This is a genomic window from Massilia sp. Root418 (assembly GCF_001425265.1).
Taxonomy (GTDB): Bacteria; Pseudomonadota; Gammaproteobacteria; order Burkholderiales; family Burkholderiaceae_D; genus Rugamonas.
Genome location: NZ_LMEC01000005.1, coordinates 1 through 11,430 on the forward strand (window position 1 = coordinate 1; position 11,430 = coordinate 11,430).

The following is an 11,430-nucleotide window of genomic DNA, read 5'->3' on the forward strand; positions in this document are numbered from 1 at the left end:
TTGCGCCGATGATAGTGCTGCAACCAGTGTGAAAGTAGGTTATCGTCAGGCTAGTTATAAGCAAAACCCCGCTCAGTGATCTGAGCGGGGTTTTTTGCGTTTCGGCGTCACAACGTTGTCATAAGCGCTCGGTACACTGCGCCTTTTCAATCAGAAGAGGTCCGCAGCATGAAGCTCCCCCAACTCTCCCTGTTGTCCCTGGCCGTTGCCGTTGCGCTCAGCGCTTGCGGCAGCAGCGACGATGCACCGGCGGCTATTGCGCCGGTGAAGCCGCAGATCAGCGGCTTGTTCCTGGACGGCGCCGTTGAAGGCCTGGACTATGTGGCCGGCACCGCCGCCAAAGCCAGCACCGGCCCCAAGGGGGAGTTCACCTGTACCACGGGCGACACGGTGAGCTTCAGCATCGGCGGCATTGTACTGGGCAGTGCTGCCTGCGCCGCCACCATCACGCCGCTGCAGCTGGCCGGCGCCACTGACGTGGGCGACCTGAAAGTGGTCAACCGCCTGCTGGCCCTACAGCTGCTGGATGACGACAGTGACCCGCAGAACGGCATCAAGCTCACCGCGGACGTCAAGACCGCACTGGCCGCCAGGAGCGCCGACTTCACCCTGCCTGCTGCCGCCTTCAATACCGCAATGAGCGCCAACCTGGCCGCTGCCGGCGTAAAATATGCAGCGCGTAGTGTGGACGACGAGCGCCGCGCCCTGGTACGCGAACACTTTGAGGACACCATGGCATCGAAGCTCGGGACACCAGTCAACCAGGCCTACACGCAGGGCGACGTAAGCGTGACCGTGACCCGTTACCAGATCCAGGCGGACCCCAAGTATTACATCCCGTACGAAGGCAGCAACGCCAAGGTGAAGGAAGAGTTCCCGCTCGGCTTCCTGCCGTCCTTCGGCTCCTCCCTGGCCTTCAAAGGCACCAACGCCAACGGCGAGCTGGAATTTTACGGCCTGACCGACCGCGGCCCGAACGGCGACGGTCCCAACGTGCCCGCATTGAGCGGTACCGGCGTGACGGGCGCGAAAATCTTCCCGTCGCCGAGCTTCACGCCGTCGATCGGCATTGTCACCGTCGGCAACGCCGGCGCGGTACTGACCTCCGTCCTGCCGATCAAGGCCTCCGCCACTGCGAATGCCACCGGCCTGCCGCTGCCTGCAGGTACGCTGGGTAATTCGGGCGAGATCCCGGTCATGGATGCGATGAAGTACGATGCCGGCGGCAAGGCCGTATTCAGCGCCCATGGCCTGGACAGCGAAGCGGTGGTGCTGGACAAGAAGCGCAGCGCATTGTGGGTGGCCGACGAATATGGTCCCTTCGTCGTAAAGATCGATCCTGCCACCGGCATCATCCAGAACAAGTACGCAGCGGGCAGCGGCCTGCCGGCCATCTTCGCCAAGCGCCGCGCCAACCGCGGCATCGAAGGCATGGCGCTGGACACCAGCACCGACAAGCTGCACACCTTCCTGCAAAGCCCCCTCACCGACGGCAGCGCGCCGTACTCGGTCACCGGCAAGAGCGAGCAGATCGAGCGCTTCGCGCGCTTCACCCGCTGGGTGGAGTTCGACCCGGTCACCGGCACCACGTCGAAGATGTACGCCTATCCCCTGAACGGTGCCGATTACCAGGACGGCCGCACCGGCAACGCCAAACTGGGCGACGTGGTTGCACTGGGCAACGGCAAATTCATCGTCATTGAGCAGGGTGCGGCCCCGAGCGGCAAAGTGTTCAACAAGCTGATGCTGGTGGAGGTCGCCAACGCCACCGACATCAATGCGGCCGCCTTCAACGCCACCACGTCCGACCTGGAGAAAAGCTCGATGGGCGGCGTGGCCGTGAATGGCGCGGACTGGTCGAAAGTGGTGGCACTGAAGAAGACCATGCTGCTGGACCTGAACGCGATCGGCTGGCTGGCTGAAAAAGCCGAGGGCCTGACCATCGTCGACGGCAATACGCTGGCACTGGCGAACGACAATGACTTCGGCCTGAAGACCAAGGTCTACACGCCGGACGGCGCAGCCGTGGCGGATGCCGATGTCACCAAGTGCAATGTGGATGCGAACGGCGTGATCGTCACCAGCACGTCCGCCGGCTGCAACGCCGCCAACACCATCCGCGTAGCGCGCGGCGACGACCGCGAGCGTCCAAGCCGCCTGTGGCTGATCAAGTTCGGCAAGGCGCTGACGGCATACTAAAGCGTCACTGCATGCGCGCCATGGCGATCAGGTGCGAGGACAGGAAAAGCAGCAGGCCGATACATCCGCCGACGATGGTCCCGTTAATGCGGATGTACTGCAAGTCCTTGCCGATGTTCAGTTCGATCTGGCGCGACATATCCTCCGTGTCCCACTTCTTCACCGTGTCACTGATGTGACGGGTGAGGAAGTCGGCGAAATCCGGCGCCATGGCGCGCGCCGCATCCTCCATATGGCGGCTCAGCGATGCGCGCAAGCCTTCGTTGCGGCCCAGTTCCTCCCCCAGCCATTTGCTCATCGCCGCCACGCGCTGGTGCAGTTCCGATTCCTCGGCCATCAGGTCCTGCCGCATCCAGCTGCGCAAGCCGTTCCAGATTTCGGCCAGGTAGGCGTTCACCGCTTCCCCGTCGCGGATGTAGTGCTTGATTTCTTCGGCCCGCTCGTGGAAGGAAGGATCGTCGCGCAGCTTCACGATGAACTCGGCGATCATGCGGTCCAGCCGCCTGCGCAGCTTGTGCGAACGGTCTTCCGCCACTTCCAGCAGCAGCGTATTGAGCGCCTCGGTCACCCAGTCCGCCCCTTTTTCACCCAGCCAGGCGGTAGGCAGCACCTTCTCCATGGCCCCGTGCTCGCGCTTGAGCCACTGGATGATGCTGGAGGCGATCAGCTCCTGGTTCTCCGGCGCGCGCAGGTGCAGCAGCGCAGCGTCGATCACGTCATCCAGCACTTCCTGGTGGCGGCCGTCCCTGGTCAGCGCGTCGAGCACGGTGGCCAGTGAGCGCGACAGATCGAGCTTGCCCAGCATGGCGTGAAAGGCGTCTTTCAGGAAGCGCTGGATGCGCGCATCTTCCGCCATGTCCAGCACCCCGGCCGCCAGCCGCACCACATAGGTGCCGAGGATGCGGTCGTTGGCCGGTTCGGCCAGCCAGCTCCCCAGCTTGGCGATCGGATCGTGCTTGCGTATCAGTTCCACCAGCGATGCCGGGTCGAGGAACTTCTCCTGCACGAATCGGGCAAGGTTCTCGGCGATGCGGTCCTTGTTGTTGGGGATGATGTTGGTGTGCGCGGAGATGAGCGGAATCGGCACCTTGCGGAACAGCGCCACCACGGCGAACCAATCGGCCAGCGCGCCCACCATGGCCGCTTCCGACACCGCCTTCACGCAGTCCACCGCAAAGCTGCGGGGCAGGAAGGCGGTCACCATGAATACCAATGCTGCAGCGGCCAGGAACAGCAGGGCGGTGCGCTTGGACTTTTTAAGTTCAAGTTCCTTGTTCATTCCATCCTCCGGTTGCCCTTACTCTACCAGCAAGCCTGCTGCCGGCGCGCCATCTAAGACAGCTGTTCCCAGTCGAGGCCGAAGCGGGCCAGGTATTTGCGCAGGCGGTCGGCGTCGTTCGGCTTGGCCTTGCCGGCGCGCGACACGGCGTACAGCTTGCGGCCGGCGTCGGACATGGTTTTCGACTGGCGGCACACGGCCAGCACGGCTTCCAGCTGCACGCGGTCGAACAGGTCCAGCTGCGCGGCGGCTTCCGCGCCGATGACGTCGTCCAGAGCGATGCCGCCGCCACCCGGACCGCCCGCACCGCCTGCCAGTCCCACCGCGGGCGCCAGCGTGCGCCACTGGCGCTGCAGGCGTGCGATTTCCGCGCTGGCCACGGCGGTGGTGATGCGGCCGGCTTCCGCCAGCGTTGCCATGCGCGTAACGGCGGCGGACAGGTCGCGGAAATTGCCGCTCCAGCGCGCATCGGGCGAGGCGGCGAACGCCATGAACTGCTCGCGCGCTTCCTTGTTGAAGCGTACCGCGTCGCCATGCTCGGCGCTGAACTGCCGCAGCAGGTAGTCGAGGTTGGGTTCGATGTCTTCCGGCCGTTCGGACAGGCCGGGCAGCGCGTAAGTCCACAGGTTGATGCGGGCGTACAGGTCTTCCCGGAAGCGGCCGGCCGCCACCTCCGCCGCCAGGTCGCGGTTGGTGCCGGCGATGAGCTGGAAATCGCTTTGCACTTCATGGTCGCCGCCCATGGGCAGGAAGCGCTTTTCTTCCACGGCCTTCAGCAGCATGGCTTGTTCGTCCAGCCCCAGTTCGCCGATCTCATCGAGGAACAGCAAGCCTTTGTGCGCGGTGCGCAGCAGGCCGGGCCGGTCGGAGGCGGCGCCGGTAAAGGCGCCCCTGATGTGGCCGAACAGCGTGGACCCGGCGCCGTCGCCGTGCAGCGTGGCGCAGTTGATCTCGACGAACGCGCCCTTCAACTGGTGGCGTGCCTTTTTCAGTTCGAACACGCGCCGTGCCAGGAAGGATTTGCCGGCGCCAGTGGGGCCCATCAGCAGCATCGGCGCGCGCGAGCGCACCGCCACGTGCTCGATCTCGTCGATCATCAGGTTGAATTGCGGATTGCGGGTGGCGATGCCGGACTTGAGGAAGGCGACCCCTTCCTGCTGCGCGGTGGCGAAGCGCTGCGCGATCTGGTCGTAACGCGACAGATCCAGGTCGATCAGCGTGTAGTTGCCCGGTGAATTGGGCGCGTGACGGCGCGGCGGCGACGTTTGCAGCAGGCAGCCGGGGAAGTAGCGGGCCTCGGTCATCAGGAACAGGCAGATCTGCACCACGTGCGTGCCGGTGGTGATGTGGACCCAATATTCTTCCCTGTCCGGGTCGAAGGGATAGCTGCGCGCAAAGTCGAACAGGGCGCTGTAGACGTCGCCGAAATCCCATGGATCGCGGATGTGCAGCTTGTGCTGGGTAACCGTGGTTTCCGGCGCTATCGACGCGATGTCCTGCGCAACTTGCTGAACCAGCGTGCCGTACCTGCCGTTGTACAGCAGTTCGAAGCGGTCGATCACCAAGTCCTCGTGCTGCGCCATGGCGACTGTCGGGCGCCACTTCTCCCAGCGCGCGCTGCCGTTGCCGCTGTCCAGCGTGGTGCCGACGAAGCCGAGGATGACGGTTTTCTTTTTCATATTAGGATAAAAACTTATCTTTTAGGATAATTTACCACGAAACGGCATTTGTGCCGCTATCTCATCCGTATATTTATCAATGACTTAGCGTCAGGGCGCCAGATGGCACACCGTTTGCAATACAAGGGAAAAACGGATTAAATGGGATTATCATGAAAAACGAAACCTACGAATTGCTGGACAACCAGAACGGCAGCCCAGTGAAGATGTGGACCGGCGGCGTGCCGGTGGAAGAGCAGGCCAAAGCCCAGCTGGCCAACACGGCGAAGATGCCCTTCATCTACAAGCACATCGCCGTCATGCCGGACGTGCACCTGGGTAAAGGCTCGACCATCGGCAGTGTGATTCCGACGCTGGGCGCGATCATCCCGGCCGCGGTGGGCGTGGACATCGGCTGCGGCATGATGGCCGCCAAGACCACCCTGAACGCGCGCGACCTGCCCGACAATCTCGGCCCGCTGCGCAGCGCGATCGAGCGAGCCATCCCGCACGGCATGACGCCCAAGACCCGCGGCTATAAAGGCCGCGACGAAGGCTCCTGGCACACGCCGCCGTCGGCCGTGGACACTGCCTGGGCGCAGCTGAAGGACGAGTTCGACGTCGTCTGCCAGAAGACGCCCAAGCTGAAGAACACCAACAACTACCGCCACCTGGGCACGCTCGGCACCGGCAACCACTTCGTGGAAGTGTGCCTGGACGAGCAGGGCGCCGTGTGGTTCATGCTGCACTCGGGTTCGCGCGGCGTGGGCAACGCCATCGGTACCCACTTCATCGAACTGGCACAGCAGGACATGCGCACCCACATCGCCAACCTGCCTGACAAGGACCTGGCTTACCTGAACGAAGGCACGCAGCACTACGACGACTACGTGCAGGCCGTGGGCTGGGCGCAAAAGTTCGCGCGCATGAACCGCGAAGTGATGATGCAGAACCTGATCGCGGCAGTGCGCAAGGTGATCACCAAGCCGTTCGAGACCCACGTCGAGGCGGTGAACTGCCACCACAACTATGTGCAGAAGGAGCGCCACTTCGGCAAGGACGTGCTGGTAACGCGCAAGGGCGCGGCATCGGCGCGCGAAGGCGAGCTGGGTATCATCCCCGGTTCGATGGGCGCCAAGAGCTTCATCGTGCGCGGCAAGGGCAACCCGGAAAGCTTCAACAGCTGCAGCCACGGCGCCGGCCGCACCATGAGCCGTAACGAAGCCAAGCGCCGCTACACGCTGGAAGACCAGGTGCGGGCGACGCAGGGCGTGGAGTGCCGCAAGGACGCCAATGTGATCGACGAGATCCCGATGGCCTACAAGGACATCGACGCCGTCATGCACGCCCAGCGCGACCTGGTGGAAGTGGTGCATACGCTGAAGCAGGTCGTCTGCGTGAAAGGATGACAATGAAGGACGATGTGATAGAACTGGACGGCTCGCAGGGCGAAGGCGGCGGCCAGGTGCTGCGCAGCGCGCTGACCTTGTCGATGATTACCGGGCGGCCCTTCCGCATTGTGAACATCCGTGCCAACCGCGCCAAGCCGGGCCTGATGCGGCAGCACCTGGTTTCGGTGCAGGCGGCCGCCGCCGTGTGCGGGGCGGACGTGGCGCAGGCGGCTGTGGGCGCGCGCGAACTGGCGTTCCGGCCGGGCAGGATCCGTGGCGGCACTTATAACTTTGCCATCGGCACCGCAGGCAGTAGCACGCTGGTGCTGCAAACGCTGCTGCCGGCGCTGCTGTTTGGCGACGCGCCGTCCACGGTGACGGTCAGCGGTGGTACGCACAATCCCAAGGCGCCGCCCGCGCATTTCCTCCAGCGCAGCTATGGCCGCGTGATGGCCGGCATGGGGGCGGAGATGTCGATCGAGCTGAAGCGCCATGGCTTTTATCCGGCCGGCGGCGGCGAGATCGTCGCGCGCGTACAGCCTTGTGCGCAGTTGCGGCGCATCGAGCTGATGGCGCCCGGCGAGCGCCGCGACGCGTACGCGGAGAGCCTGGTGGCGGCCGTGCCGTCGCGCGTGGCGCGGCGCGAACTGGAGTGCGTGGCGGCGGGCCTGGGCTGGGCTGAGTCCCAGCTGCACGAGCGGCGCTTGCCGGACGACGAGGCGCCGGGCAATGCGCTGCTCATCACGCTGGACGCCGAGCACGTGACCGAGGTGTTCGCCGGCTTCGGCGAGAAGGCCGTGCGCGCGGAAGAGGTGGCGAAGCAGGCGCTGGGCGAGGCGCGCCGCTATCTCGCGTCAGGCGCCGCCGTGGGCGAGCACCTGGCGGACCAGCTGCTGCTGCCGATGGCGCTGGCCGGCGGCGGCAGGTTCACACTGGACCGCGTGTCGCAGCATGCGCTCACCAATGCCGACGTGATCGGCCGCTTCCTGCCGGTTGACATCCGCTTCGAGGCGGGTGAGCGGCACAGCACCTGTACCATCTCCGCCCGTTGAAGCTGTGCTCCGGCTGAACAGGTGTTGCAAGTGATGTGACACCTGTTCCAAACTGGCACAGCGCCTCCGGCGCGCGCATGGGGAAACCGCGTGGCACGCCAATTGCTCCTAGTGGATCAGCAGCTATTCACAACTATAGGAGACAGCATCATGAAACGCGCACTCAGTATCTGCATCGCGGCGGCAGCCCTCATCACTTCCTTCGGCGCCCAGGCCCATGGCGCAGTCACGCCGCAGGCGGTGGACACCACCGGCCTCACGCCGCTGGGCGACAAATGGCGCGACGAGAATCCCTACAAGGGCAACAAGCTGGCGCTGAAGATAGGTTCGTCCGCCTACAACCAGAACTGCGCCCGCTGCCACGGCCTGGAGGCAGTATCGGGCGGCATCGCACCCGACCTGCGGCTGCTGGACCGCGACTGCGCCAGCGTCAAGAACGCGGCCAAGAAGGCGGCCTGCTACAAGGACGTGGACGCCTACTTCCTGAGCTCCATCCGCGCCGGCAAGGTGCGCAACGGCGCGGTGTACATGCCGCCGTTCGAAGGGATCTTCAACCAGGAAGCGATGTGGGCCATCAAGACCTATCTGGAAAACCGCCGCGAAACCAACTGATGCCGGGGGCCGCGATGCGCCATCTCATCTTCTCTGCCGTTTTCCATGCCTGCCGCAAGGTCATCGCGGTGCTGGCGCTGGCCGCCGCTGCGCTGCCGGCGCACGCCGACTGGAACAAGCTGCAGCAATCCGGCGCGCTGAGGGTGGCGGTGTATAACGAGTTTGCGCCGTTCTCCGACCACGGCGCGGGCATCGATATCGACCTGGCCGAGGCGTTAGCGAAAAAGCTCAAGCTCAGGCTCACGCTGCTGCCCTTCCCGGCAGGCGAGAACCTCGGCGACGACTTGCGCAACATGGTGTGGAAGGGCCACTACCTCGGGTACGGCCCGGCCGACGTGCTGCTGCACGTGCCGGTCGACAGCCACCTGATGGCGGAGAACGACAAGGTGCAGATCTTTGCGCCCTATCACGTGGAGGCGGTACGCCTGGTGCGCAGCGCGCAGGCTATTCCGGCCTTTGACAGCATCGAGGCACTGGCCGGCAAGCGCGTCGGCGTAGAAAAGGTATCGATCGCGGCCATGGTGCTGCTGGGCGAAGGCAATGGCCGCTTCCGCGACAATGTGCGCATCTTTCCGTCGGCGGCGGCAGCCCTGGAGGAACTGAAAGCGGGGCGGCTCGATGCTGTACTGGCCAACCGCTCGGAAATCGAAGCGGTGTTCCGGGGCGACCCGGCGTTCCCGCTGGCGCAGGCGACGTTCCAGCGCCTGCCCCGCAACGGCTGGGCGGTCGGCATGGCGGTGCGCAAGGACGACCAGGACGTGGCGCGCCTGCTGCAGGCGGCCGTGAACGAGCTGCGCGACAGCGGCGAACTGCAGGCCATCTTCGCCAGGCATGGCGTGCGCATGGTGCAGCCGTGAGCCGTGCCGCTTTTTGCCGGCCCACGCGGCTGGCGCTTGCCGCGCTGGCGCTGGCGCACAGCGGGGGCATGGCCGGCGGCATGGCTGGCGCGCATGCTTCGCCCATGGCCAGCGTGGAAATAGTCGGCATGGCGCCGCTGCCCGGGCTGGGCGTCGAGCGCAAGACGCTGCCGTACGCGGTGCAGACCGCGTCCGACGCGGCGCTGGCGCGCGCCGATGGCGCCAACCTGAGTGAACTGCTGGACCGCAGTTTCGCCGGCGTGAACGTCAACGACATCTCCGGCAGCCCGTTCCAGAACGACCTGACCTACCGGGGCTTCCGCGCCTCGCCGGTGCTGGGCACCGGGCAGGGCATCTCGGTCTACCTGGACGGCGTGCGCGTGAACGAGCCCTTTGGCGACGTGGTCAATTGGGACATGCTGCCCGAAGCGGCCATCGGCAGCGTGCTGCTGGCGCCGGGCTCCAACCCGCTGTACGGCCTGAATACGCTGGGCGGCGCGCTGGCGCTGAACACCCGTTCCGGCGCCAGCGATCCGGGCTTCGCCGGCGCCTTCAGCGGCGGCAGCCACCGCCAGCGGCGCGCCGACCTGGCCTACGGCGCCGCGCGCGACGGCTGGCAGCTGTTCACCGCTGCCACCCTGTTCAGCGATGGCGGCTGGCGCGCACACTCGGAAGGCCGGCTGGGCAACCTGTTCGTCAAGCTGGGCCGCGTGGAGCGCGAGACCGAATGGCAGCTCACCATGCTGGGCGGCGACAGCCGCCTGGTGGGCAATGGCCTGTTGCCGGACGGCCTGTACGAGGACAACCGCCGCGCGGTTTACACCTGGCCCGACGAAACGCGCAACCGGCTGCGCCAGGTGCAACTGAGCGTGACGCGCCGCCTGGGCCCCGACACGCAGCTGACCGCTGCAGCGCACTTGCGCAACAGCCGCCGCGACACCGTGAACGGCGATGTCGGCGACACCTACGCGGACTACGTGGAGGCATGCGGTGAGGGTTACGGCGCCGGCGGCCTGCCGCGCGAGCCGGACGCGTGTCCCTACACGCGCGAGCAGGGAGCAGCCCTGCACCGCGCTTCCCTGAACACCACCAGTACGCGCCAGCGCAGCCAGGGCTTCAGCGCGCAATGGTCGGCCCATTTGCCGGGTTGGCAGCTGATGGCCGGGCTGGCGCACGACCGCAGCAAGGTGGGATTCGCGCAGTACCAGCAGGAAGCCGGCTTTGATGCCCTGCGCGGCGTGATTGCCGACAGCGGCAGCGAACGCGAACTCGATGCGTCGGTCGACGGCAGGGCGCGCAGCAGCAGCGCCTATGCCAGCGGCACCTGGACCGTGGCGCAGGGCACCTGGCTGACCGCGTCCGCGCGCTACGGCCACGCGCGCGTGGCCAGCACCATTAGCAACCAGGGCGTGCCGCAGCCGCGCGAAGCCTTCAGCTACAGGAAATTGAACCCGGCGCTTGGCATCGCGCATGAGATGGCGCCCGGCTGGACGGTGTTCGCCAACGCCGCGCAGAGTAACCGCGTGCCGACCGTGATAGAACTCGGCTGCGCCGATCCCGACCAGCCTTGCAGGCTGCCGGTCGGCCTGCAGTCCGATCCCTATCTGAAGCAGGTGGTGTCGCGCACGGTGGAAGCAGGCACGCGCTGGCAGTCTGGGCGCCACTCGGTGACCGCCACCGTCTACCGCACCCGCAACCAGGACGATATCCTGTTCCGTAGCGCGGGGCTCACGCAGCACGGCTATTTTTCCAACTTTGCCCGCACGCGGCACCAGGGCCTGGACCTGAGCGCGGCCGGTGAACGCGGGCCGTTCGCGGCGCGTGTCAGCTACAGCTGGCTCAACGCCGTCTACGATGCGGAGGGCTCGCTATTTACCGGCACGCGCAACGTGGCGGTGGCGCCGGGCACGCGCATTGCCGGGCTGCCCAGGCACAGCGTGAAGCTGGCGCTGGACTGGAAGGCCGGCAGCGCGCTCACGCTGGGCGCCGACCTGCGCGCGGTGTCCAGCCAGGGCACGCAGGGTAATGAGGATGGTTTATCGGCAGACCTGGAAGACGGCGCAGCACCGCAGCGCGCGGACCTGCGCACGCGCGGCTACGCGCTGCTGGCGCTGCGTCTCAGCTACAAGCCGCAACCGAACTGGGAACTTTTCGCGCGGGTGAACAATGTCGCCAACCGCCGCTATGAAACTTTCGGCGCGGTGGGGGCGGACATGTTCCCCGGCGGGCAGCTGGCCAGTCCGCATGGCGCGGGCGGCGAGGCTGAACTGGCGCGCTTTGTGGCGCCCGGCGCGCCGCGCTCGATCTCGGCGGGATTGCGCTACCGCTTCTGAGGGGCTGCCTGGATTGCGCAGGCCGCAGGGCCCGGCTGCTCGCTGCAGC

General features: G+C 66.0%; 8 protein-coding genes. 6 read left to right on the forward strand and 2 right to left on the reverse strand.

All coding sequences use genetic code 11. The features are described from left to right. The first annotated feature begins 168 nt into the window (after positions 1–168). A complete protein-coding gene (locus tag ASC94_RS07220; protein ID WP_056392776.1) occupies positions 169–2,199 on the forward strand; it encodes an esterase-like activity of phytase family protein in 2,031 nt (676 codons plus the stop codon). A 4-nt stretch (positions 2,200–2,203) separates the two neighbouring features. On the opposite strand, the gene ASC94_RS07225 is transcribed toward ASC94_RS07220, so the two are convergent. Both ASC94_RS07225 and rtcR read right to left on the reverse strand, forming a co-directional pair. Further along, entirely contained in the window at positions 2,204–3,478 is a 1,275-nt protein-coding gene (locus tag ASC94_RS07225; protein ID WP_056392778.1) for a DUF445 domain-containing protein, read from the reverse strand. Between the two features lie 53 nt (positions 3,479–3,531). Next, on the reverse strand, positions 3,532–5,157 hold the full coding sequence (gene rtcR / locus ASC94_RS07230) for an RNA repair transcriptional activator RtcR (protein ID WP_056392780.1): 1,626 nt from the start codon (positions 5,155–5,157) through the stop codon (positions 3,532–3,534). Between the two features lie 152 nt (positions 5,158–5,309). On the opposite strand from rtcR, the gene ASC94_RS07235 reads away from it, so the two are divergent. From ASC94_RS07235 to ASC94_RS07255, 5 genes are all read left to right on the forward strand, one after another. Continuing rightward, on the forward strand, positions 5,310–6,545 hold the full coding sequence (locus ASC94_RS07235; protein WP_056392782.1) for an RtcB family protein: 1,236 nt from the start codon (positions 5,310–5,312) through the stop codon (positions 6,543–6,545). Continuing rightward, positions 6,542–7,579 carry an RNA 3'-terminal phosphate cyclase gene (rtcA, locus tag ASC94_RS07240; protein WP_157201329.1) on the forward strand — a complete coding sequence of 346 codons (1,038 nt, stop codon included), beginning with the start codon at positions 6,542–6,544 and terminating at the stop codon, positions 7,577–7,579. Before ASC94_RS07235 ends, rtcA begins: the two co-directional genes overlap by 4 nt. Positions 7,580–7,729: 150 nt before the next feature. Next, positions 7,730–8,191, forward strand: coding sequence for a cytochrome c-550 PedF (gene pedF, locus ASC94_RS07245; protein WP_056392786.1), 462 nt, complete (start codon positions 7,730–7,732; stop codon positions 8,189–8,191). A gap of 14 nt (positions 8,192–8,205) precedes the next feature. Continuing rightward, on the forward strand, positions 8,206–9,048 hold the full coding sequence (locus ASC94_RS07250) for an ABC transporter substrate-binding protein (RefSeq protein WP_056392788.1): 843 nt from the start codon (positions 8,206–8,208) through the stop codon (positions 9,046–9,048). Continuing rightward, positions 9,045–11,381, forward strand: coding sequence for a TonB-dependent receptor (locus ASC94_RS07255; protein ID WP_056392790.1), 2,337 nt, complete (start codon positions 9,045–9,047; stop codon positions 11,379–11,381). Before ASC94_RS07250 ends, ASC94_RS07255 begins: the two co-directional genes overlap by 4 nt. Positions 11,382–11,430: the final 49 nt, after the last annotated feature.

Bases quoted from the DNA above. Each gene is read 5' to 3' on its own strand.
- ASC94_RS07225 (WP_056392778.1), bottom strand. From the start codon at position 3,478: ATGAACAAGGAACTTGAACTTAAAAAGTCCAAGCGCACCGCCCTGCTG.
- ASC94_RS07250 (WP_056392788.1), top strand. From the start codon at position 8,206: ATGCGCCATCTCATCTTCTCTGCCGTTTTCCATGCCTGCCGCAAGGTC.
- pedF (WP_056392786.1), top strand. From the start codon at position 7,730: ATGAAACGCGCACTCAGTATCTGCATCGCGGCGGCAGCCCTCATCACT.
- rtcA (WP_157201329.1), top strand. From the start codon at position 6,542: ATGACAATGAAGGACGATGTGATAGAACTGGACGGCTCGCAGGGCGAA.
- ASC94_RS07235 (WP_056392782.1), top strand. From the start codon at position 5,310: ATGAAAAACGAAACCTACGAATTGCTGGACAACCAGAACGGCAGCCCA.
- rtcR (WP_056392780.1), bottom strand. From the start codon at position 5,157: ATGAAAAAGAAAACCGTCATCCTCGGCTTCGTCGGCACCACGCTGGAC.
- ASC94_RS07220 (WP_056392776.1), top strand. From the start codon at position 169: ATGAAGCTCCCCCAACTCTCCCTGTTGTCCCTGGCCGTTGCCGTTGCG.